This window comes from Streptomyces sp. BYX5S (assembly GCF_054724165.1).
Genome location: NZ_CM138829.1, coordinates 1,059,298 through 1,082,585, shown reverse-complemented (window position 1 = coordinate 1,082,585; position 23,288 = coordinate 1,059,298). Strand labels below are relative to the sequence as shown.

Here is a 23,288-nt window from a genome sequence, read left to right as displayed (position 1 = left end):
AACGTGAGGGGTCACGGTATGCGTAACAACGAACGGCACAGCGGCGCAGCCCCAAGCGCGGAGGACGTCGCCGCCCTCACCGGCGTCTCCCCCTCCACGGTCAGCCGCTGCTTCGCCTCCCCCCACCAGGTACGCCCCGAAACGAGGGCCCGCGTCCTCGCGGCAGCGGAACGCCTCGGCTACCGCCCCAGCCGCATCGCCCGCTCCCTCGCCGAAGGCCGCACCCGGACCCTCGGCCTCATCGTCCCCGACATCGCCAACCCGTTCTTCGCGGTGATCGTGAAGGCCGTCCAGGCCCGCGCCCGCCGCAAGGACTACGCCGTGTTCCTCTCCGACACCGACGAACACCCCGACGACGAGTACGAGTTGGCCCTCACCCTCGCCCGCCAGGTCGACGGCCTCCTCCTCGTCGCCCCGAGGATGGACGGCGCCCGCCTCGGCGAGGTCGTCCACCAGGTGCCGAGCGTCGCCGTGAATCGGAGCGTGTCCGGCGTGCCGTCCGTGGTCGCGCCCAGCGAGGACGGCCTGCGCCAGGCGGTGGCGCACCTGCACGCCCTCGGCCACCGCCACCTCGCCCTGATCCTGGGGGCCCGCAACTCCTGGTCGAGCGAGCAGCGCGGCCACGCCGTCCGCTACGCCGCCGAGCAACTGGGCCTGAAGGTAACGGAGTTCGGCCCTCACGAGCCCAAGTTCCACACCGGCACCCAGGTCGCCGATCTGGCCCTCGCCGCGGGCGCCACCGCGATCGTCGCCCACAACGACCTGATGGCGCTCGGCGTCCTGTCCCGCCTCGCCGACCGCGGCGTCCGCGTCCCGGACGACGTGAGCGTCGTCGGCGCCGACGACACCCTCCTCGCCACCACGGCCACCCCCGCCCTGACCTCCGTCCGCATCCCGCTCGACGCGCTCGGCGAACGCGCCGTCGACCTCATGCTGCGCCGCCTCGACGACCCGGACCGCGCACCCGAAGAACTCGTCCTGGACAGCGAGTTGATAGTCCGACGCTCCACAGGCCCCGCCCCGCGAAAGGAATCCTGACCCCCATGAAGCGCGCCGCGATCATCGGCACCGGCCACCGTGCCCAGATGTACACGAGGGCCCTGGCCGCCCGCCCCCACTATGCCATCGCCCTCCTCGCCGACCCGAGCCCGACCCGGATCGCCCACCACAACCGGCTGCTCGGGACGCTCGGCGCCCCGGAGGCCGCGGCCTGCGACCCGGCCGGCTTCGCGGAGGCGCTGCGCACGCACCGTATCGACGAGGTCGTCGTCACCACCGTCGACGCGACGCACCACACGTACATCAACACCGCGCTGGAGGCGGGCTGCCGGGTCGTCACGGAGAAGCCGATGACGACCGACGCGGAGAGGTGCCGGGCCGTTCTCGACACCGTGGAACGCACCGGCGGCGAGCTGTCCGTCGGGTTCAACTACCGCTACAACCCGGCCCACGAGAAGGTCTGGCAGCTGCTGCACGACGGCGCGATCGGCGAGATCCGTTCCGTGCACTTCGAGTGGCTGCTCGACGTGCGGCACGGCGCGGACTACTTCCGCCGCTGGCACCGCGAGAAGCGGCACAGCGGGGGGCTGCTCGTGCACAAGTCGGGCCACCACTTCGACCTCGTCAACTGGTGGCTGAACGCGGCGCCCACCCGCGTGTACGCGGAGGGCGGCCTCGTCTTCTACGGGCGGGAGAACGGGGAGCGGACCGGGCTGCGGCGCGACTACGTGCGGGCGCACGGCGCGGCGGAGGCCGGCGACGACCCGTACGCGATCCACCTCGCCGACGATCCCAACCTCACGTCCCTGTACGTGGACGCGGAGGCGGCCGGCGACTCCGACTACGTACGCGACCGGAACGTGTTCGGTGACGGCATCGACATCGAGGACGACCTGTCGGTCCTCGTGCGGTACGACTCCGGGGCCACGATGACGTACCACCTCACGGCGTACTCCCCCTGGGAGGGCTACCGGGTGATGTTCAACGGCACGGCCGGACGCCTGGAGCTGGAGGTCGAGGAGAACACGTGGCAGCCGCCGAAGGCCGCCGTGGGCGGGGAGGGCGCGTCGCACGGCGGAGTGGTCATGGACCGGCCCGGCCGCACCTCGATTCTGCTGCGGCCGTTGTGGGAGGCGCCGCGGGAGATTCCGTACGAGTGGTCGGCGGGGTCGCACGGGGGTGGGGATCTGCGGATGCTGAAGGAGCTGTTCGGGGCGGTCGGGGACGGGAGCGACGAGGGGGCGGCGCCCGCCGCCGGGAAGGGGGCCACCGCGCGGGACGGGGCGCTTGCCCTCGCGGTGGGCGTGGCCGGGAACGAGTCGTTGGCGACCGGCCGTCCCGTCGAGACCGCTCACCTGTGGTGAACGCCTCGGGGCTCCGCCCCGGACCCCGCTCCTCAATCGCCGGAGGGGCTGATGTGGCCCGGACCCGCTGCTCAATCGCCATAGGGGCTCCCCACAGCACTACTCGGTCGGGACCGACACCAACCACCGCGTTTCCTGCCGCGGCCTGAGGTAGAAGGCCCAGTACAGCGTCGCCACCGCGACGATCCCACCCGTCCACAGGAGGTACGTGGTCGCCTGTTCGACCAGGATGTAGAGCATCACCGCGATGAGGACCACGGGGACCCCCGGCCACAGCGGCATCCGCCAGGCCGGCCGGTCCTTGTGGGCGTCGCGGCGGACGAACAGGGCGGCCACCGCGACGAGCAGGTACATGCCGGTGACGGAGACGCCCGTCACGCCGTACAGGGTGTCGAGGTTGACGAAGCAGAGCGCCGCCCCGGGGACGCCGACGGCGAGGGTGGCGACCCACGGGGAGCCGAAGCGGCCGAGGCGGGACAGCGCCTGGTTGACCGGGGCCGGCCAGGCCTTGTCGCGGGCCGAGGCGAACAGGACGCGGGAGTTCTGGATGACCATGACGATGCCCGCGTTGACGATGGCGAGCGCGACGCACAGCGAGACGAACGTGCCGACCGCGGAGTTCGACCACGCCACGACCATGCTGCTGATGTCGCCGGAGGTGAGCGCCGAGAGGTCCTTGGCGCCCATCGTGATCGCGACGACCGGGACCAGGATGATCACCGAGGAGATCGCGAGCGTGGCGAGCACCGTGCGGGCCACGGACGTGCGGGGGTTCTCCAGTTCCTCGGAGAGGTAGACGGCCGTCGAGAAGCCCTGCGTGACGAAGAGGGCGATGGCGAGGCCGGAGACGACGAGCATGCCGGTGACGGCGTCGGTGCCGCCGTCCGCGCCCGCGACCTGCATCGAGCCGAGGGAGTCGAGGCCGCGCTCGGAGTGCGCGAAGCCGAGGACGGCGACGAGGGCGGCGGCGATGACCTCCAGGACGAGGAAGATGCCGGTGATCCACGCGTTGGCGCGCAGGTCGAGCAGGCCCGCGAGGGTGGACAGGAGCATCACGCCCGCGCCCGTCATCGCCGGGTCGAGGTGGATGACCGGCTCCAGGTAGTCGGCGGTGCCCATGGCGATCACCGGCGGCACGATGAAGACGACCAGCAGGGACAGGACGAAGACCAGCCAGCCCGCGAGGCGCCCGGCGAGCGTCGAGACCATGGCGTACTCGCCGCCGGCGCTGGGGATGAGGGTGCCCAGCTCCGAGTAGAGGAACGCCACGCCGATGCAGATCAGCGAGCCGATGGCGATGGTGAGGGCGGTGGCGGTGCCGAGGGAGCCGAAGAGGTCGGGGACGACCACGAAGAGCGAGGAGGCGGGCGTCACGCAGGACAGCGTGAGCAGGGTGCCTCCGACGACACCGATGGAACGCTTGAGCTTGTGGGGAGAGCCTTCAGGTGCTGTGTCCGGCAGGGGCTCCACCGTGGGGGCGGTGGTGGAGCGGAGCGTGTCGGTCATGGAGCGGTTCCGATCGACTCGTGCGACAGGGCTGCGTCATGCAACCTCGCCGATATCCGAACGTCAACGCCTGTTTCCCTTCGGAATCCGCACCGCCGTTTCCGTCAACCGCGCGCGATTCTTAAGGTGTTCGCAAAGTCAACCGCCATAGACGCAGCGACTCCCGTGGATGACCTTCACATCGAAGGTATCCACGGGAGTCGGCTTGCATCGCCCGGTTCATCCCCTACGTACGGGAACCGCAGCCGCGGCGCTGAAGTTCACAGTGAACTGTCCGTACTCCGGACGGCGCGAGGCCTCGGCGGGGACCTCAGTGGTTGCGCGGGAAGCCCAGGTCGACGCCCGCGGGGGCGTCGGCGGGGTCGGGCCAGCGGGTCGTGACGACCTTGCCGCGGGTGTAGAAGTGCGTGCCGTCGTTGCCGTAGATGTGGTGGTCGCCGAAGAGGGAGTCCTTCCAGCCGCCGAAGCTGTGGTAGCCGACGGGGACCGGGATCGGGACGTTGACGCCGACCATGCCGGCCTCGATCTCCAGCTGGAAGCGGCGGGCGGCGCCGCCGTCGCGGGTGAAGATCGCGGTGCCGTTGCCGAAGGGGGACGCGTTCATGAGCGCGACGCCGTCTTCGTAGGTGTCCGCGCGCAGCACGCACAGGACCGGGCCGAAGATCTCGTCCTGGTAGGCCTTGGCGGTCGTGGGGACCTTGTCGAGGAGGGACAGGCCGACCCAGTGGCCGTTCTCGAAGCCGGGGACCGTGTAGTCGCTGCCGTCGAGGACGACCTCGCAGCCCTCGGCCGCGGCGCCCTTCACGTAACCGGCGACCTTGTCGCGGTGGGCGGCCGTGATGAGCGGGCCCATCTCGGACGTCGGGTCGTTGCCGGGGCCGATCTTGATCTTCTCGGCGCGCTCCTTGATCTTCGCGACGAGTTCGTCGCCGATCGAACCGACCGCGACGACGGCGGAGATCGCCATGCAGCGCTCGCCCGCCGAGCCGTACGCGGCCGAGACGGCGGCGTCGGCGGCCGCGTCCAGGTCGGCGTCGGGCAGCACCAGCATGTGGTTCTTGGCGCCGCCGAGGGCCTGGACGCGCTTGCCGTTGGCCGAGGCCGTGGTGTGGATGTACTTCGCGATCGGGGTCGAGCCGACGAAGGAGACGGCCGATACGTCCGGGTGCTCCAGGAGGCGGTCGACGGCGACCTTGTCACCGTGGACGACGTTGAAGACGCCGTCGGGCAGACCCGCCTCGGACAGCAGCTCGGCGATCTTGATGGACGCCGACGGGTCCTTCTCGGACGGCTTGAGCACGAAGGTGTTGCCGGTCGCGATGGCGATCGGGAACATCCACATCGGCACCATGGCCGGGAAGTTGAACGGCGTGATGCCCGCGACGACACCGAGCGGCTGCCGGATCGACGACACGTCCACGTTGGTGGCGACCTGCGTGGACAGCTCACCCTTGAGCTGCACGTTGATGCCACAGGCCAGGTCGACGATCTCCAGGCCGCGGGCCACCTCGCCGAGCGCGTCGGAGTGCACCTTGCCGTGCTCGGCGGTGATCAGCTCGGCGATCGCGTCCCGGTTGGCGTCGAGGAGCGCGCGGAACCGGAAGAGGACCTCGGTGCGCTTGGCGAGCGAGGACAGGCCCCAGCTCTTGAACGCCTCCTTCGCGGCGGCGACGGCCGTGTCCACCTCCTCGACCGAGGCGAAGTCGACGTGCGTGGTGACGGCGCCGGTCGCCGGGTCGGTCACCGGGCCGTGATTGCCCGACGCGCCCTCGACGGTCTTGCCGCCGACCCAGTGGTGGACCAACTTCGTGTCAGACATACGGGCAACTCCTGTGACGGCTACGTACTTCTCAGAGGTGGCGGCGTCGACCGGCGGCGTGCCGGTCGTACTCCTCGCGGGCCTCGACGGCGGCGCTGCGCTCCGCTGTCTCGGCCACAGGCACATCCCACCACGCCTGCGCCGGGGGCGGGCCCGACACTGTGTCTGCCGTTTCGGTCTCCACGTAGACACATGTGGGGCGGGTGGCGGCGCGCGCGGCGGCGAGGGCTTCGCGCAGGTCACGGACGGTCTTGGCGCGGTGCACGGTCATCCCGAGGCTGGCCGCGTTGGCCGCGAGGTCGACGGGCAGCGGGGCCCCCTCGTAGGCGCCCTTCTCTCCCGCGAACCGGTACTGCGTGGCGAAGCCCTCGGCGCCGACGGACGCGGACAGGCCGCCGATGGAGGCGTATCCGTGGTTCTGGAGGATGACGAGCTTGACCGGGATGTTCTCCTGGACGGCGGTGACGATCTCGGTCGGCAGCATCAGGTACGTGCCGTCGCCGACGAGCGCCCACACGGGCCGGCCGGGCGCGGCGAGGGCGACGCCGAGCGCGGCGGGGATCTCGTAGCCCATGCAGGAGTAGCCGTACTCGACGTGGTACTGGTCGCGGGAGCGGGCCCGCCACAGTTTGTGCAGGTCGCCGGGGAGCGAACCGGCGGCGTTGATGAGGATGTCGTCGCCCGTCACCAACTGATCGAGCGCGCCCAGGACTTGGGCCTGGGTGGGGCGTACGAGGTCGTCGTCGGCGGCGAAGCAGGCGTCGACGCGGTGCTCCCAGCGCTCCTTGTCGTCGGCGTACGTGGCGATGTACGCGGGCTCGGCGCGGCAGCCGTCGCCGAGCGTCTCGCGCAGGGCGGTGAGCCCCACGCGGGCGTCGGCGACGAGCGGTTGCGCGGAGAGTTTGTGGGCGTCGAAGGCGGCGACGTTCAGGTTGAGGAAGCGGACGTCGGGGTGGGCGAAGAGGGTCGCGGAGGCCGTCGTGAAGTCCGTGTACCGGGTGCCGACGCCGATCACCAGGTCGGCGGTGCGGGCCAGCTCGTTCGCGGTGGCGGTGCCGGTGTGGCCGATGCCGCCGACGTCGGCGGGATGGTCGTACGGCAGCGAGCCCTTGCCGGCCTGGGTGGAGGCGACGGGGATCCCGGTGGCGTCGGCGAACTCCCTGAGCACGTCCTCGGCGCCGCTGTGGTGGACGCCGCCGCCGGAGATCAGGAGCGGACGCCGGGCCTGCCGCAACTCCCCTACCGCTGAGGCGAGTTCGGCGGCGTCGGGTGCGGGGCGGCGCACGGTCCACACCCGCTCGCGGAAGAACTCCTCCGGCCAGTCGAAGGCCTCCGCCTGCACGTCCTGCGGCAGCGCGAGCGTGACGGCGCCGGTGTCGACGGGGTCGGTGAGCACGCGCATGGCCTGGAGCGCGGCCGGGATCAGCTGCTCGGGCCGCTCGATCCGGTCGAAGTACTTCGAGACGGGCCGCAGGCAGTCGTTGACCGACACGTCGCCCGCGTACGGCACTTCGAGTTGCTGGAGCACCGGGTCGGCGGGGCGCGCCGCGAACACGTCGCCCGGCAGCAGCAGGACGGGCAGGTGGTTGACGGTCGCGAGGGCGGCGCCGGTGACGAGGTTGGTGGCGCCGGGGCCGATGGACGTGGTGACGGCGTGCGTGGCCAGCCGGTCGCTCTGGCGCGCGTACCCGACGGCGGCGTGCACCATCGCCTGTTCGTTGCGGCCCTGGTGGAAGGGCATGTCGTCGCCGTACTGGAGGAGCGCCTGCCCGAGCCCGGCGACGTTGCCGTGGCCGAAGATGCCCCAGGTGGCGCCGATCAGCCGGCGCCGGACGTCGTCGCGCTCCGTGTACTGGCTGCTGAGGAAGCGGACGAGGGCCTGGGCGACGGTGAGCCGAACCGTTCGGGTCATCGGTATCCCTCCGTGGCGTGATCGGGGTGGAAGCAGATCCTCCACTCCCGTTCGTCTCCCGGTCCCGCCATGACGTTCAGGTAGTACATGGCGTGTCCGGGCTGGGCGATCGAGGGGCCGTGCCAGCCGTCGGGGACGAGCACGGTGTCGCCGGTGCGGACCTCGGCGAGGAGGTCGGTGCCGCCGGGCCGGGACGGGGACACGCGCTGGTACCCGTACCCGCCGGGGCCCTCGATCTCGAAGTAGTAGATCTCCTCCAGCTCCGTCTCCTCGCCCGGCCGGTGCTCGTCGTGCTTGTGCGGCGGGTACGAGGACCAGTTCCCGCCGGGGGTGATGACCTCGACGGCGATGAGCTGGTCGCAGTCGAAGGCGTCGGCCGAGGCGAAGTTGCGCACCTGGCGGGCGCTGCGCCCGTCACCGCGGTCCTCGACGGAAACCTCCGGCGCGGGGCCGTAGCGGACGGGGAGTCGTCGCCCGCATTTCGCTCCTGCCAGGGCGAACCGGCCTCCCGCACCGGAGGAGATCTCCACCGTGCTGTCGCGCGGGACATAGGCGAAGTCGCTCACGGAACCGAACACGTCCCGCCTGCCCGTCAGTTCGATGTTCATCCCTTCCGCGCGCACGGAGCACCCGCCGGAGAGCGGCAGCACGATCCACTCGCTCTCCCCAGTGTCGAAGGCGTGCGTCCGCCCGCCCCGCAGTTCGAGGATCCGCAGCCCGGCACGGGCCCAGCCCACCTTGTCGGGATCGACGGACAGCGCGTAGGGCCCGTCGCCCGCGCTGCCGCGTGGAAGATGCGTCATCCCTCTACTCTCCTCCTAGGTGTCCGTGCGCGCGCCGCGCAGGAGTCCGACGGCCGTGTCGACGGCCGCCTCGACGTCCCCGTCGGCCGGGTACAGCAGCGAACGGCCCACCACCAGGCCGCGCACGGTGGGCAGTTGCAGCGCGACGCGCCACTTCTCGTACGTGGCGTCCTGGTCGCCGTCCTTGATGTCGCCGCCGAGCAGCACGGCGGGCAGGGACGAGGCCGCCATGACGCGGGCCATGTCGTCGGGGTCGTCGGTGACCGGCAGCTTCAGCCAGGTGTACGCGGAGGTGCCGCCGAGCCCCGAGGCGACGGCGATCGACGTGGTGACGCCCGCCCGGCTCAAGTCGGAGCGCAGCAGCCCCGTTCCGGGATCGCGGCGGGTCAGGAACGGCTCGACGAACACGGGCAGCCGACGCGCGGCCATGGCGTCCACGGCGCGGGCGGCGGCCTCCAGCGTGCGGACGGAACCGGCTCCCGGGTCGTCGTAGTCGAGGCGCAGCAGCAGCTTCCCGGCGTCGAACCGGCACCGCTCCAGGTCCTCGGCCCGGTACCCGGTGAACCGGTCGTCGAGTTCGAAGGAGGCGCCGGCGAGCCCGCCCCGGTTCATCGACCCGACGACGACCTTGCCGTCGAGCACCCCGAGCAGCAGCAGGTCCTCGACGACGTCGGCGGAGGCCAGCACCCCGTCGACGCCCGGCCGGGCCAGCGCGGCGCAGAGCCGCCGCAGGAGGTCGGCCCGGTCGGCCATGGCGAAGGGCCGCTCCCCGACGCCGAGGGCGCCGCGCGCCGGATGGTCGGCGGCGACGATCAGCAACCGGCCGCCGTCGCCGAGCAGTTCCCGCCGCGTCCGCCGCGCGGCGGCCTCCGCGACGGCCTCCGGCCGCTCGGCGCGGATCCGAGCGATCCGCCGGAGGTCGACGTCACCCGCATCGCTCAAGCCCGACTCCATCCCCTGGGGCACGGCATCCTCGGCATCCTCGGTCATGGTGCGCCCCGCCAGAGATAGCCCCGCCGAAGCCTCCTGTCAATATTTTGTCCTGACATTCGAACCTCGTCTTGACACCTCTTCTCGGGCGCCTTGAGGCTGACTCCATGACGACCACGCCCGCGCGCATCCGCATCGGCTCGGCCCCCGACTCCTGGGGCGTCTGGTTCCCCGACGACCCGCGGCAGGTCCCGTACGGGCGTTTCCTCGACGAGGTCGCCGAGGCGGGCTACGAGTGGATCGAGCTGGGCCCGTACGGCTACCTGCCGAAGGATCCGCGGGTGCTCGCCGAGGAGACGGCGCGGCGGGGCCTGAAGGTGTCGGCGGGCACGGTCTTCACGGGGCTGCACCACGGCCCGGCGGTGTGGGAGAAGACGTGGGAGCACGTGGCGTCGATCGCGGAGCTGACGCAGGCCATGGGCGCGCGGCACCTGGTCGTCATCCCGTCGTTCTGGCGCGACGACAAGACCGGCGCGGTCCTGGAGGACTCCCGGCTCACGGCGGAGCAGTGGCGCGACCTGGCGGCGGGGACCGAGCGCCTGGGCCGCGAGGTGGGCGATCGCTACGGCCTGAAGCTGGTGTTCCACCCGCACGCGGACACCCACGTCGACACGGAGGAGAACGTCACGCGGCTCCTGGACGCGACGGACCCGGACCTCGTGTCGCTGTGCCTGGACACGGGCCACTACGCGTACTGCGGCGGCGACAGCGTCCGGCTGATCGAGACGTACGGGGAGCGGATCGGCTATCTGCACCTCAAGCAGGTGGACCCGGCGGTCCTGGCCGCGGTCCACGCCGAGGGGACGCCGTTCGGGCCGGCGGTGGCGCGGGGCGTGATGTGCGAACCGCCGCGCGGCGTGCCGGAGTTGGGGCCGGTGCTGGCGGCGGCGGAGAAGCTGGACACCGAGCTGTTCGCGATCGTCGAGCAGGACATGTACCCGTGCGATCCGGACCGGCCGCTGCCGATCGCCACCCGCACCCGCCGCTATCTGCGCTCCTGCGGGGTCTGAGACCGCGCACGGCCGTCCTGCCCCGCCGGGCGCCGGAGCATGCGCCATCCGTGCGCCCCCTTTGCATCACTCACGTCACAAACGCCCCCATCGCGTCACACATGTCAGGCCTACGCGGGTTCTGCGTCACAGCAGCCCCACAGGCCCTCCCTTCACCTCGGTTCACCTCGTTCACCGGGCACAGGCTGAGTTGATCACGGCGGCACCCCCGAGCCGCCGCGAGAACCGCCAGGGAGGAGCCACCGATGAGCGACCGCAGGCTCTGGTCGTACAAGGACATCGCCGCACACATCAGAGTGCAGCCCGACACCGTCCGCTCGTACCGCAAACACGGCCTGCTGCCCCCGCCCGATCACGTGGAGGGGGGCAAGCCGTACTGGTACGCCGACACGGTCCGCGCCTGGGTGGCCTCCCGTCCGGGCAACCGGGGCCGCAAGGACTGACCCCCTCCCCACCCGCACTGCGACACCACGGCACCCGCCATAAACTTCGGACAAATCGGCCAAAGTGACAGCCAGTCACCGGCACGCCCGGAGGGAATCGCAGTGACGCAGCCCCAACAGCCCTTCGGGGCACCCCAGGCCCGCATCCCGCAGCAGCCGCCCCCGCCGGGACCGCAGATCCGCCCCGGACTCTGGAAGCGCTGCCTGTGGGGCGGCCTGGGGCTGTGGGCGCTGACCGCGGTCGTCACGTTCGCGACCCAGAACACCACGCTGCTGCCGACCCTGATCCTGCTGGGCAGCTTCCTCACCCCGGCGGTCTTCGTCCTGTGGGCGTACGAGCGGCACGGCCGCGACCTGGGCGTGAACCTGATCCTCGGCTGCTTCCTCGTGGGCGGCATCCTCGGCGTCCTGGGCGCGTCGGTGATGGAGTACTACCTCCTGCACCCCTCGGTATGGATGTTCGTGGGCGTGGGCCTGATCGAGGAAGCGGTCAAACTGCTCGCCCTCGTCTACGTGCTGCACCGCCACCCCCGCGTCAGCGGACTGCGCGCGGGCCTGGTCCTGGGCGCGACGGTGGGCTTCGGGTTCGCGGCGTTCGAGAGCGCGGGCTACGCGTTCAACGCGGCGATCACCATGAAGGGCATCGACCTGCGGGCCCTGCTGGAGACCGAGGTCCTGCGCGGCCTGCTCGCCCCCTTCGGCCACGGCCTGTGGACGGCGATCTCGGGCGCGGTCCTGCTCTCCTTCCGCAAGCCGAACGGGCGCTACCGCCTCGCCGGTCCGGTGATCGCCACCTACCTCGGCGTCTCCCTGCTGCACGCCCTGTGGGACTCGATGCACGGCATCGCGATCTGGCTGGTGGCCCGGCTGACCACCACGGACCTGGACCGCGCGCTCTTCGCGCAGGGCTACATCCCCGAGCCCACCGATGCCCAGCAGCATCTCTTCACCCTCTTCTCGGTGGGCGGACTGGCGCTCATCACCCTGCTCGCCCTCGCCTGGGTGCGCAGCCTCGCGCGCCGCGATCCTTCTTGGAAAAATACCCCCTAGGGGTATAGGGTCGAGCGCGTTGAGCGACGCATTTCCCACGAGCAAGGAGTACCGCCATGAGCAGCGCCCACACCGAACTTCCCGAGGCCGGCACCGAGTCCGCCGTCACGGCCGTCTACGAGGTGAAGGGCATGACCTGCGGCCACTGCGAGGGCGCGGTCCGCGAGGAGGTCTCCGAGCTCGCCGGCGTGACCTCCGTCGAGGCGGTCGCCGCCACCGGCCGGGTCACGGTCACCTCGGCCGCGCCGCTCGACGAGGAGGCGGTCCGCGCCGCGGTGGACGAGGCCGGTTACGAGCTCGTCGGCCGCGCCTGAAGACAGGCGTCCGGCACCAATCGGCTGCGTGTGTGCAATTTCGCCTAGAGAACTCTGGACCTACACATAATCCCCACGGCACAATTGCAGCACTCCCCCACAGGGCCCGATATCCACATATCGGGCCTCTTGCGAACGCACGGGACATATGCAAGAGACGCAGATCACACTGATCCGAACGTAACCCTTTGCGGGTCTCGTGAGTCTAAGGAGGCGATGCAGGAACGTCTTGGGGGACGTTCCACATCGGTGGGGCCCGTCTTGGGGGACGGACCCGACAGCGTTGGCCGGGGCACGTGCGCCGGGAAGCTTGAGCGGCCCGCCCGACGGTACGTGTTCCGGCGGCCGACGCACCAAAGACCCCCAGGCCGGATCCCGTGGGGGGAATCCGACCCGGGACAAGGAAAGCGCCCCGACTGTCGGCCCGTGGGGGGACCGACAGCGGGGCGCTTTCTGTACGCCGAACAAAAGGCCGCAGGGGCCCGATCCGGGTACGACCCCGATCAAGCCCCTGCGGCGATTGAGCAGCGGGGTCCGGGGCAGCGCCCCGGGACCGCGACACCGGTACGGCTCAGCGCTCCTCGACCGGAACGAAGTCCCGCTCGACGACACCCGTGTAGATCTGCCGCGGACGGCCGATGCGCGACCCCGGCTCCTTGATCATCTCGTGCCACTGGGCGATCCAGCCCGGAAGACGGCCGAGGGCGAACAGGACCGTGAACATCTCGGTCGGGAAGCCCATGGCCCGGTAGATCAGACCCGTGTAGAAGTCGACGTTCGGGTACAGCTTGCGCTCGACGAAGTAGTCGTCGGCCAGCGCGTGCTCCTCCAGCTTCAGCGCGATGTCGAGCAGCTCGTCGGACTTGCCGAGCGCCGACAGGACATCGTGCGCCGCCGCCTTGATGATCTTCGCCCGCGGGTCGAAGTTCTTGTAGACGCGGTGCCCGAAGCCCATGAGCTTCACGCCGTCTTCCTTGTTCTTCACCTTGCGGATGAAGTCGTCGACGTCGCCGCCCGCGGCCTGGATGCCCTCGAGCATCTCCAGCACCGACTGGTTGGCGCCACCGTGCAGCGGGCCCCACAGGGCCGAGATGCCGGCGGAGATCGACGCGAACATGTTCGCCTGCGACGAGCCGACCAGACGCACGGTGGACGTCGAACAGTTCTGCTCGTGGTCCGCGTGCAGGATGAGCAGCTTGTCGAGCGCGTTGACCACGACCGGGTCGAGGTCGTACTCCTGCGCCGGCACGGAGAACGTCATGCGCAGGAAGTTCTCGACGTAGCCGAGGTCGTTGCGCGGGTAGACGAACGGGTGGCCGATCGACTTCTTGTAGGCGTACGCCGCGATCGTCGGCAGCTTGGCCAGCAGCCGGATCGTGGAGAGGTGACGCTGCTGCTCGTCGAACGGGTTGTGGCTGTCCTGGTAGAAGGTGGACAGCGCGGAGACCACGGAGGACAGCATGGCCATCGGGTGGGCGTCCCGCGGGAAGCCGTCGAAGAACCGCTTCACGTCCTCGTGCAGGAGCGTGTGCCCGGTGATCTCGTTCTTGAAGGTCGAGAGCTCGTCGACCGTCGGGAGCTCTCCGTTGATCAGCAGGTAGGCGACCTCGGCGAAGGTGGAACGCTCGGCCAGCTGCTCGATCGGGTAACCGCGGTAACGCAGGATGCCCTGCTCACCGTCGAGATAGGTGATCGCGGATTTATAGGCGGCGGTGTTGCCGTATCCGCTGTCGAGGGTCACCAGGCCCGTCTGGGCCCGGAGCTTCCCGATGTCGAAGCCCTTGTCTCCCACGGTGCTGTCGATCACCGGGTAGGTGTACTCGCCGTCGCCGTACTGGAGTACTACAGCCTTCTCGTTCTGCTCGCTCACGTCATCCCTCACCGACGTAGTGCCTCTTCTTCGAGGTGCCCTGACTGTCTCTACCTTCCCCCACTTGGCCCAGCAGAGTGCACTCGGGGTCGACCATTGGGCTCATTGGCGGCACTGAGTGCCGCCAACTTGCTCATCCTGCCCCCTTCGCCCTGGTTCCGGAAGTGGTTGTGACCTTCGCGACTCGTCTGATCGATCAAATTCTTTGAACGAGGGCGCCGGACAACCGGAAATCAAGGGCAGTACCCCGTCTACCGGCCGAAATCGTACGCACCGCCTGACCGATCGCCCTGCGCGAACCGACCAGGACGACCAGCTTCTTGGCGCGGGTGACCGCCGTGTAGAGAAGATTCCGCTGGAGCATCATCCAGGCACCCGTGGTGACGGGGATCACCACGCACGGATACTCGCTCCCCTGGGAGCGGTGGATGGTCACAGCGTAGGCATGCGCCAGCTCGTCCAGCTCGTCGAAGTCGTAGGGGACGGACTCGTCCTCGTCGGTCAGGACCGTGAGCCGCTGCTCCTCGGCGTCCAGGGCCGTGACGACCCCGACCGTGCCGTTGAAGACGCCGTTCTCGCCCTTCTCGTAGTTGTTGCGGATCTGGGTGACCTTGTCGCCCACCCGGAAGACCCGGCCGCCGAAGCGCTTCTCCGGCACGTCGGGGCGGCCGGGGGTGATGGCCTGCTGGAGCAGCCCGTTGAGGTTGCCCGCCCCCGCGGGGCCGCGGTGCATGGGCGCGAGCACCTGCACGTCGCGCCGCGGGTCGAGGCCGAACTTGGCGGGGATCCGGCGGGCCGCGACGTCGACGGTGAGCCGCCCGGCCTCCTCGGTGTCGTCCTCCACGAACAGGAAGAAGTCCTTGAGGCCCGTCGTCACCGGCTGGTGCCCCGAGTTGATGCGGTGGGCGTTGGTGACGACACCGGACTCCTGGGCCTGCCGGAAGATCCGCGTCAGCCGCACGGCCGGCACCGGGCTCTGCTCGGCGAGCATGTCCCGCAGCACCTCGCCCGCACCGACGCTCGGCAGCTGGTCCACGTCCCCCACGAACAGCAGGTGCGCGCCCGGCGGCACCGCCTTCGCCAGCTTGTTGGCGAGCAGCAGGTCCAGCATGGAGGCCTCGTCGACCACGACCAGGTCGGCGTCGAGCGGCCGCTCCTTGTCGTACGCGGCGTCCCCACCGGGCTTCAGTTCGAGCAGCCGGTGGACCGTGGAGGCCTCGGTGCCGGTCAGCTCGGCGAGCCGCTTGGCGGCGCGGCCGGTGGGCGCGGCGAGCACGACCTTGGCGCGCTTGGCGCGGGCCAGCTCCACGACGGACCGCACGGTGAACGACTTTCCGCAGCCGGGGCCGCCGGTGAGCACGGCCACCTTCTCGCTGAGCGCGAGCTTGACCGCCTCCTCCTGCTCGGGCGCGAGCTGCGCCCCCGTACGGTCGGCGAGCCAGGCCAGCGCCTTGTCCCACGCGACGTCGCGGAAGGCGGGCATCCGGTCCTCCTCGGTGCGCAGCAGTCTGAGCAGCTGGGCGGAGAGGGAGAGTTCGGCCCGGTGGAAGGGGACCAGATAGACCGCGGTGACCGGCTCCCCGTCCTCGCCCGGCACCTTCTCGCGTACCACGCCGGGCTCGCCGGAGTCCTCGTCGGGCAGGGCGAGTTCGGCCAGGCATTCGATGACGAGTCCGGTGTCGACCTGGAGCAGCTTCACGGCGTCGGCGATCAGCCGCTCCTCGGGGAGGAAGCAGTGCCCCTGGTCGGTGGACTGCGACAGGGCGTACTGGATCCCGGCCTTGACCCGCTCCGGGCTGTCGTGCGGGATGCCGACGGACTGCGCGATGCGGTCGGCGGTGAGGAAGCCGATGCCCCAGACGTCGGCGGCGAGCCGGTAGGGCTGGTTCCTCACGACGGAGATCGAGGCGTCGCCGAACTTCTTGTAGATCCGGACGGCGATGGAGGTGGACACGCCGACGCTCTGGAGGAAGACCATCACCTCCTTGATGGCCTTCTGCTCCTCCCAGGCGTCGGCGATCTTCTTCGTCCGCTTGGGGCCGAGGCCCGGCACCTCGATGAGCCGCTTCGGCTCCTGCTCGATGATGTCGAGGGTGTCGAGCCCGAAGTGCTGGGTGATGCGGTCGGCGAAGACGGGACCGATGCCCTTGACGAGCCCGGAGCCGAGGTAGCGCCGGATGCCCTGGATGGTCGCGGGCAGCACCGTCGTGTAGTTCTCCACGGTGAACTGCTTGCCGTACTGCGGGTGCGAGCCCCACCGGCCCTCCATCCGCAGCGACTCCCCCACCTGCGCCCCGAGCAGCGAGCCGACGACGGTCAGCAGGTCACCGGCGCCTCTGCCGGTGTCGACCCGCCCGACCGTGTACCCCGTCTCCTCGTTGGCGTAGGTGATCCGCTCGAGAACCCCCTCGAGCCGCGCCGTCTGCCGCGCCCCCGCCGCTTGGTTGGACATGATCCGACGGTAGCGGCAGGGTCCGACAACGCGGGAGGGTCCGGCGCCAGGAGGCCGGGCCTACACGCCGCCCATCGGCTCCGGGTCCATGCGCATCGGGGTGCCCCAGACGCGGACGACCTCGTAGTCGGTGAACTCGTGGACCAGGCGGTAGGCCATCGCGGCGTCCGGGCGGCGGCGCTGGGCCGCGAGGTAGAGCTCCGCCTCGCGGCGGTCGTGGCGGGGGGTGCCGCACAGCTGCCACACCTGCCCGTTCCACATCTCCGGGATCCAGCGCTGCTGGGGCTGGGGGCGGTCCTCGCGGGTGCCGTAGCGGGAGAGGACCGGGCGGTCGTCCGTGGGGCGGGGGGCCGGGCCGGGGTCGCCGGAGATCTGGGAGCGGCGGGCCTTGCGGCGGCGGGTCTCGCAGAACAGGCACAGGTCCGGGGCGGATTCCTCGACCGGGCCGTAGGGGTGTTCCTTGCAGCGGGTCGTGGGCTTGTCGCCGGAGACGGCGTCGTCGAGCTGGTCGAGGGCGCGGGTGAGGTCGCCGCGGATCTCGTGGAGCACGTCGTCCGGGGTGTCGCCGGTCAGCTTCTCGCCGTGCTCGCCGAGTACGCGGAGGGCGCGGCCCAGTGCGGTCAGCTGCGCGTGATTCACGTCCGTTGCTCCGTCTTCGTCATCCGTGGGGCCTTGCGGTTCCTCCACCATCGCACGCGGCACCGACAAACCCCGGGGCTCCGCCCCGGACCCCGCTGCTCAATCGCCGCAGGGGCTTGAGCATTCACTCCCACGATCACGATCGCGTCACGACCACTCCCATCCCCCTTGCCACACCCCCGTGTAATCGATTCCAATCCTCCGTGTAATCGATTCCACGCAGCCACAAGGAGGTGGCGCGATGGCCGGTATCAAGGATGTCGCCGCCGCGGCCGGCGTCTCCGTCGCCACGGTCTCCCGCGTCCTGAACGCCCACCCGTCCGTCAGCCCGGCCACCCGCACCCGCGTCCTCGCCGCCGTGGAGTCGCTCGGCTACCGCCCCAACGCGGTCGCCCGCTCCCTGCGCACCGCGCAGACCCGCACGCTCGGCCTCGTCATCAGCGACGTGCTGAACCCGTACTTCGGCGAGCTGACGCGGGCCGTCGAGGACGAGGCCCGCGGGCTCGGCTACAGCGTGATCATCGGCAACGCCGACGAGCGGCCCGAGCTCCAGGACCACCACGTCCGGACCCTGCTCGACCGCCGCATCGACGGACTGCTCGTCTCCCCAACCGACGGCGGCTCACCGATCATGCTGGACGCCGCCCGCACCGGCACGCCCATGGTCTTCGTCGACCGGTGGATCCCCGGCGTGGACGTCCCCGTGGTGCGCTCCGACGGCCGCGCCGCCGTCCGCGACCTCGTCGCGCATCTGCACGCGCTCGGGCACCGGCGCCTCGCGATCATCGCGGGCCCCGCCGCCACCACGACCGGCAGCGAGCGCGTCGACGCGTTCCGCGAGGCCCTCGCCTCGTACGAGCTGGAGCTGCCGGACGCGTACATCGGGCAGGGCGACTTCCAGGCCGACAGCGGGCGGCGCGTCACCGAGGCCTTCCTCGCTCTGCCCGAGCCGCCGGGGGCCGTCTTCGCCGCCGACAACCTGATGGCGCTCGGCGCGCTCGACGCCGTCCGCGCGCGCGGGCTGCGCGTCCCCGACGACATCGCGGTCGCGGCGTTCGACGACATCCCGTGGTTCGTGCACACCGATCCGCCGATCACGGCGATCGCCCAGCCGACCAAGGAGCTGGGCCGCGCCGCCGTGCGCGCCCTGGTCGACCGGATCGAGGGCCGCGCGCCCGAGTCCGTGACGCTCCCCGCCCACCTCGTCGTACGGCGCTCCTGCGGCGAACACCCCCACCCGCGTACCTCAATGGAGAGGAGCACCTGGTGACAACGGAGAGCAGCCCCGAGGAGCTGCTGCGTATCGAAGGGATACGGAAGACCTTCCCCGGCGTGGTCGCACTCGACAGCGTCGACTTCGACCTGCGCCGCGGGGAGGTGCACGTCCTGCTCGGTGAGAACGGGGCCGGGAAGAGCACGCTGATCAAGATGCTCTCCGGTGCCTACACGCCCGACGAGGGCCGCATCACCGTCGGCGGCGAGCACGTCCGTATCCACGGCGCGCAGGACGCCGAACGGCTCGGGATCGCGACGATCTATCAGGAGTTCAATCTCGTTCCCGACCTGACCGTCGCCGAGAACATCTTCCTGGGGCGCCAGCCCCGGCGGTTCGGGCTCATCGACCGGAAGACGATGGAGTCCGACGCCGAAGCGCTCCTCGCGCGCGTGGGCGTGAACGTGTCGCCCCGCGCGCGGGTGCGCGAACTGGGCATCGCCCGGCTCCAGATGGTGGAGATCGCGAAGGCGCTCAGCCTGGACGCGCGCGTGCTCATCATGGACGAGCCGACCGCCGTGCTGACCTCCGAGGAGGTCGAGAAGCTGTTCGCGATCGTGCGGCAGCTGCGCGCGGACGGCGTCGGCGTCGTCTTCATCACCCACCACCTGGAGGAGATCGCCGCGCTCGGGGACCGGGTGACCGTGATCCGCGACGGGCGCAGTGTCGGGCAGGTGCCCGCCGCCACCCCCGAGGACGAGCTCGTCCGCCTCATGGTGGGGCGCTCCATCGACCAGCAGTACCCGCGCGAACGCCCCGACACCGGTGGTGCGTTGCTGAAGGTCGAGGGTCTCACCCGGGACGGCGTCTTCCACGACATCGGTTTCGAGGTGCGGGCCGGCGAGGTCGTCGGCATCGCGGGCCTCGTCGGCGCGGGCCGAACCGAGGTCGTCCGGGCCGTCTTCGGCGCCGACCCGTACGACAAGGGTTCGGTGGAGGTCGCGGGCACCGCGCTCCCCCGGCACGACGTGATCGCCGCGATGGCCGCCGGGGTCGGGCTCGTCCCCGAGGACCGCAAGGGGCAGGGGCTCGTCCTGGACCAGTCGGTCGAGGAGAACCTCGGGCTGGTGACGCTGCGGGCCGCGACCCGCGGTGGGTTCGTCGACCGGCAGGGGCAGCACGAGGCCGCCGAGCGGATCGCGAAGCAGCTGGGCGTGCGGATGGCCGGGCTCGGCCAGCACGTGCGCACGCTGTCCGGCGGCAACCAGCAGAAGGTCGTCATCGGCAAGTGGCTGCTCGCCGACATCAAGGTGCTGATCCTCGACGAGCCGACGCGCGGCATCGACGTCGGCGCGAAGGTCGAGATCTACCAGCTGATCAACGAGCTGACCGCCGCCGGGCACGCCGTGCTCATGATCTCCAGCGATCTCCCCGAAGTCCTCGGCATGAGCGACCGGGTCCTTGTGATGGCGCAGGGACGCATCGCCGGTGAACTCGCCGCCGAGGACGCCACGCAGGACTCCGTGATGGCGCTCGCCGTCAGCAACACCCCGTCCCTCAAGGAGGAGGGCTCCCGTGACCACTGACACGCTCAAGAACACCCAGGCCAAGAACGGGAGCCTGCTGCGGCTGCTCCTCGACAACGGCGCGCTGACCGCGCTCGTCGTCCTGGTCGTCGCCATGTCGCTGCTGTCCGGCGACTTCCTGACCACGCAGAACCTGCTGAACGTCGGCGTGCAGGCGGCCGTCACCGCGATCCTCGCGTTCGGCGTCACCTTCGTCATCGTCTCGGCGGGCATCGACCTGTCCGTGGGGTCCGTGGCGGCCCTGTCGGCGACCGTCCTCGCGTGGGCGGCCACCAACGAGGGCGTGCCGGTCGTCATAGCCGTGCTGCTCGCCGTCGTCACGGGCATCGCCTGCGGTTTCGTCAACGGCCTGCTCATCTCGTACGGCAAGCTGCCGCCGTTCATCGCGACGCTGGCGATGCTGTCGGTCGGGCGCGGTCTTTCGCTGGTGATCTCGCAGGGTTCGCCGATCCCGTTCCCGGACTCGGTCTCGAAGCTCGGTGACACCCTCGGCGGCTGGCTGCCCGTGCCGGTCATCGTGATGGTCGTAATGGGGCTCATCACCGCGGTCGTCCTCGGCCGTACGTTCATCGGCCGGTCCATGTACGCGATCGGCGGCAACGAGGAGGCGGCCCGCCTCTCCGGTCTGCGCGTCAAGCGGCAGAAGCTCGTCATCTACGGCCTGTCGGGCCTGTTCGCGGCCGTCGCGGGCATCGTGCTCGCCTCCCGGCTCGCGTCCGCGCAGCCGCAGGCAGCGAGCGGCTACGAGCTGGACGCCATCGCCGCCGTCGTCATCGGCGGCGCCTCCCTCGCGGGCGGTACGGGCAAGGCCTCGGGCACGTTCATCGGCGCGCTGATCCTCGCCGTGCTCCGCAACGGCCTCAACCTCCTGTCGGTGTCCGCGTTCTGGCAGCAGGTCGTCATCGGTGTCGTCATCGCCCTCGCGGTGCTGCTGGACACCGCGCGCCGCAAGGCGGGCGCCCAGCCCGCCGCCGCGGGCGCCGGGACCGGCGGGCCGAAGCAGCGGATGCAGTACGTGATCGCGGCCGTCGTCGCCGTCGCGATCGTCGGCGGTCTCGCGGTGTGGAACAACACCGGGGGCTCCGGCGGCAAGAAGGACCTGAAGCTCGGCATGGCCGTGTCCACGCTCAACAACCCGTTCTTCACGGAGATGCGGGCGGGCGCGCAGGCCGAGGCGAAGAAGCAGGGCGTCGAGCTGACCGTCACGGACGCGCAGAACGATGCCTCGCAGCAGGCCAACCAGCTCCAGAACTTCACGAGCGAGGGCCTGAGCGCCGTCATCGTGAACCCGGTCGACTCCGACGCCGTCGGCCCCTCCGTGCGCACCGCGAACAAGGCCGACATCCCCGTCGTCGCCGCCGACCGCGGCGTCAACAAGGCGAAGGCCGCCACCCTCGTCGCCTCCGACAACGTCGCGGGCGGCAAGCAGGCCGCGAAGGTCATGGCCGACAAGCTGGGCGGCAAGGGAAAGATCGTCGTCCTCCAGGGCCAGGCCGGTACGTCCGCCAGCCGTGAGCGCGGCGCGGGCTTCGCCGCCGGGATCAAGAAGTACCCGGGCATCGAGGTCGTCGCCAAGCAGCCCGCGGACTTCGACCGCACCAAGGGCCTGGACGTCATGACGAACATGCTCCAGTCGCACCCCGACGTCGACGGCGTCTTCGCCGAGAACGACGAGATGGCGCTCGGCGCGATCAAGGCGCTCGGCTCCAAGGCCGGCAAGTCCGTCCCCGTCATCGGCTTCGACGGCACCCCCGACGGCTTCAAGGCCGTCGAGGCGGGCACCCTGTACGCCTCCGTGGCCCAGCAGCCGCGCGAGCTCGGGAGGATGGCCGTGCAGAACGCCATCAAGGCGGCGAAGGACCAGGACATCTCCTCGGCCGTGAAGGTGCCGGTGAAGGTCGTCACGGCGAAGAACGTCGCCGACTTCGAGTGACGTACTCGTACGGTGACGTACTCGTACCCTTTGGCGTGACGTACGAAGAAAGGCACATCATGAACAGGTACGACCTCCTTGTCGTGGGGTCGGCCAACGCCGACCTCGTGGTGGGTGTCGAGCGGCGGCCCGCCGCGGGCGAGACCGTGCTCGGCTCGGACCTGGCGCTGCATCCGGGCGGCAAGGGCGCCAACCAGGCGGTCGCCGCGGCCAAGTTGGGGGCGCGTACGGCGCTGCTCGCGCGGGTCGGCGACGACGCGCACGGCGAACTGCTGCGCGGGTCCCTGGAGGCGGCGGGCGTGGACACGTCCGGCGTGCTGGTCGGCGGGGCGCCCACCGGGGTCGCGCTGATCACCGTCGACCCGTCCGGCGACAACTCGATCGTGGTGTCGCCGGGCGCGAACGGGCGGCTGACACCCGAGGACGTACGGGCGGCGGGCGAGCTGTTCGCGAACGCGCGGGTCGTCTCGATGATGCTGGAGATCCCGCTGGAGACGGTCGCGGAGGTCGCGCGGAGTCTGCCGGACGGCGCGCGGCTCGTCCTCAACCCCTCGCCGCCCGCCCCGCTCCCGGACGAGGTGCTCGCGGTCTGCGACCCGCTGATCGTCAACGAGCACGAGGCGAAGGTCATCGCCGGTACGGATCTCGGCGACGACCCGGAGGACTGGGCGCGGCAGCTGCTCGCGCTGGGCCCGCGCTCGGTCGTCGTCACGCTCGGCTCCGAGGGCGCGCTCGTCGCGGACGCCTCCGGCGCTCAGCGGGTGCCCGCGGTGAAGGTGAAGGCCGTCGACACGACCGGCGCCGGTGACGCGTTCACGGCGGCGCTCGCGTGGCGGCTCGGCACCGGTGAGCCGCTCGCCGACGCCGCCGCCTACGCCGCGAAGGTCGGCGCGGCCGCCGTCACGAAGGAGGGCGCGCAGGCGTCGTACCCGACGGCGGAGGAGGTGGCCGCGCTGTGAAGAAGGGCGGCATACTCAACCGTCATCTGGCGGGCGCCATCGCCGAGTTGGGGCACGGCGACGGCGTGCTGGTGTGCGACGTCGGGATGCCGGTGCCGGCGGGGCCGCGCGTCGTCGACCTCGCGTTCCGGGCCGGGGTGCCGTCCTTCGCGGAGGTGCTCGACGGGCTGCTGGACGAGCTGGTCGTGGAGGCGGCGACGGCGGCCCACGAGGTGCGGGAGGCGAACCCGGAGGCCGCCGGTCTGCTCGGCGCCCGCCTGTCGCCGCTCGGGTTCGTCACCCACGAGGAGCTGAAGGCGCTGTCGGCGCACGCGCGGCTCGTCGTGCGCACCGGAGAGGCCCGGCCGTACGCGAACGTGCTCCTGCGCTGCGGGGTCTTCTTCTGACCCGAGCGGGCGCCGAAGTTCTGACCCGAGCGGGTGCGGA

19 protein-coding genes are annotated in these 23,288 nt (G+C 70.9%); 11 read left to right on the top strand and 8 right to left on the bottom strand.

What is annotated here, in order from left to right:
• Positions 1–18 precede the first annotated feature (18 nt).
• Positions 19–1,038: a LacI family DNA-binding transcriptional regulator gene (locus ACYBSK_RS04880; RefSeq protein WP_457475596.1), complete on the top strand. Its 1,020-nt coding sequence runs from the start codon at positions 19–21 to the stop codon at positions 1,036–1,038.
• Between the two features lie 5 nt (positions 1,039–1,043).
• Positions 1,044–2,363, top strand: coding sequence for a Gfo/Idh/MocA family oxidoreductase (locus tag ACYBSK_RS04875; RefSeq protein ID WP_460245284.1), 1,320 nt, complete (start codon positions 1,044–1,046; stop codon positions 2,361–2,363).
• 99 nt (positions 2,364–2,462) lie between these two features.
• On the opposite strand, the gene ACYBSK_RS04870 is transcribed toward ACYBSK_RS04875, so the two are convergent.
• The 5 genes from ACYBSK_RS04870 to ACYBSK_RS04850 form a co-directional block, all read right to left on the bottom strand.
• Positions 2,463–3,869, bottom strand: coding sequence for an APC family permease (locus ACYBSK_RS04870; RefSeq protein ID WP_460245283.1), 1,407 nt, complete (start codon positions 3,867–3,869; stop codon positions 2,463–2,465).
• Positions 3,870–4,179: 310 nt separating this feature from the next.
• Positions 4,180–5,688: a CoA-acylating methylmalonate-semialdehyde dehydrogenase gene (gene mmsA, locus ACYBSK_RS04865; RefSeq protein ID WP_460245282.1), complete on the bottom strand. Its 1,509-nt coding sequence runs from the start codon at positions 5,686–5,688 to the stop codon at positions 4,180–4,182.
• A gap of 31 nt (positions 5,689–5,719) precedes the next feature.
• Entirely contained in the window at positions 5,720–7,600 is a 1,881-nt protein-coding gene (iolD, locus tag ACYBSK_RS04860) for a 3D-(3,5/4)-trihydroxycyclohexane-1,2-dione acylhydrolase (decyclizing) (RefSeq protein ID WP_460245281.1), read from the bottom strand.
• Positions 7,597–8,403: a 5-deoxy-glucuronate isomerase gene (gene iolB, locus ACYBSK_RS04855; protein WP_457475591.1), complete on the bottom strand. Its 807-nt coding sequence runs from the start codon at positions 8,401–8,403 to the stop codon at positions 7,597–7,599. Before iolB ends, iolD begins: the two co-directional genes overlap by 4 nt.
• A 15-nt stretch (positions 8,404–8,418) precedes the next feature.
• Positions 8,419–9,345, bottom strand: coding sequence for a Cgl0159 family (beta/alpha)8-fold protein (locus ACYBSK_RS04850; protein ID WP_460245280.1), 927 nt, complete (start codon positions 9,343–9,345; stop codon positions 8,419–8,421).
• Positions 9,346–9,500: 155 nt separating this feature from the next.
• Here ACYBSK_RS04850 and ACYBSK_RS04845 point away from each other — a divergent pair, with 155 nt between their 5' ends.
• The 4 genes from ACYBSK_RS04845 to ACYBSK_RS04830 all read left to right on the top strand — a co-directional run bounded on the left by ACYBSK_RS04845 (position 9,501) and on the right by ACYBSK_RS04830 (position 12,210).
• Positions 9,501–10,403 (top strand): sugar phosphate isomerase/epimerase family protein, encoded by a 903-nt coding sequence (locus ACYBSK_RS04845; RefSeq protein ID WP_460245279.1) that lies wholly within the window; start codon positions 9,501–9,503, stop codon positions 10,401–10,403.
• A 245-nt stretch (positions 10,404–10,648) separates the two neighbouring features.
• Positions 10,649–10,846: a helix-turn-helix transcriptional regulator gene (locus ACYBSK_RS04840; RefSeq protein WP_457475588.1), complete on the top strand. Its 198-nt coding sequence runs from the start codon at positions 10,649–10,651 to the stop codon at positions 10,844–10,846.
• A 102-nt stretch (positions 10,847–10,948) separates the two neighbouring features.
• On the top strand, positions 10,949–11,896 hold the full coding sequence (locus ACYBSK_RS04835; RefSeq protein ID WP_460245278.1) for a PrsW family intramembrane metalloprotease: 948 nt from the start codon (positions 10,949–10,951) through the stop codon (positions 11,894–11,896).
• Positions 11,897–11,952: 56 nt separating this feature from the next.
• Positions 11,953–12,210: a heavy-metal-associated domain-containing protein gene (locus ACYBSK_RS04830; RefSeq protein WP_457475586.1), complete on the top strand. Its 258-nt coding sequence runs from the start codon at positions 11,953–11,955 to the stop codon at positions 12,208–12,210.
• Between the two features lie 571 nt (positions 12,211–12,781).
• Here ACYBSK_RS04830 and ACYBSK_RS04825 read toward each other — a convergent pair.
• From ACYBSK_RS04825 to ACYBSK_RS04815, 3 genes are all read right to left on the bottom strand, one after another.
• Positions 12,782–14,092 carry a citrate synthase gene (locus ACYBSK_RS04825; RefSeq protein ID WP_457475585.1) on the bottom strand — a complete coding sequence of 437 codons (1,311 nt, stop codon included), beginning with the start codon at positions 14,090–14,092 and terminating at the stop codon, positions 12,782–12,784.
• A 184-nt stretch (positions 14,093–14,276) separates the two neighbouring features.
• Complete coding sequence (recD2, locus tag ACYBSK_RS04820; RefSeq protein ID WP_460245277.1) at positions 14,277–16,532, bottom strand: SF1B family DNA helicase RecD2; 2,256 nt, start codon at positions 16,530–16,532, stop codon at positions 14,277–14,279.
• A 60-nt stretch (positions 16,533–16,592) separates the two neighbouring features.
• Positions 16,593–17,171 carry a hypothetical protein gene (locus ACYBSK_RS04815; protein WP_460245276.1) on the bottom strand — a complete coding sequence of 193 codons (579 nt, stop codon included), beginning with the start codon at positions 17,169–17,171 and terminating at the stop codon, positions 16,593–16,595.
• A 241-nt stretch (positions 17,172–17,412) separates the two neighbouring features.
• Here ACYBSK_RS04815 and ACYBSK_RS04810 point away from each other — a divergent pair, with 241 nt between their 5' ends.
• From ACYBSK_RS04810 to rbsD, 5 genes are read left to right on the top strand one after another with little or no spacing between them, the layout of a single operon-like run.
• Positions 17,413–18,441, top strand: coding sequence for a LacI family DNA-binding transcriptional regulator (locus ACYBSK_RS04810; RefSeq protein WP_460245275.1), 1,029 nt, complete (start codon positions 17,413–17,415; stop codon positions 18,439–18,441).
• Positions 18,438–19,970: a sugar ABC transporter ATP-binding protein gene (locus ACYBSK_RS04805; RefSeq protein WP_460245274.1), complete on the top strand. Its 1,533-nt coding sequence runs from the start codon at positions 18,438–18,440 to the stop codon at positions 19,968–19,970. The genes ACYBSK_RS04810 and ACYBSK_RS04805 overlap by 4 nt, the downstream gene beginning before the upstream one ends.
• Entirely contained in the window at positions 19,960–21,903 is a 1,944-nt protein-coding gene (locus ACYBSK_RS04800; protein WP_457475572.1) for an ABC transporter permease/substrate-binding protein, read from the top strand. Before ACYBSK_RS04805 ends, ACYBSK_RS04800 begins: the two co-directional genes overlap by 11 nt.
• A 59-nt stretch (positions 21,904–21,962) precedes the next feature.
• Positions 21,963–22,862, top strand: a complete 900-nt coding sequence (gene rbsK, locus ACYBSK_RS04795) for a ribokinase (protein ID WP_460245273.1) — start codon at positions 21,963–21,965, stop codon at positions 22,860–22,862.
• The gene (rbsD, locus tag ACYBSK_RS04790) at positions 22,859–23,248 is read left to right on the top strand and encodes a D-ribose pyranase (RefSeq protein ID WP_457475570.1); all 390 of its coding nucleotides are present in this window, start codon (positions 22,859–22,861) and stop codon (positions 23,246–23,248) included. The genes rbsK and rbsD overlap by 4 nt, the downstream gene beginning before the upstream one ends.
• Positions 23,249–23,288: the final 40 nt, after the last annotated feature.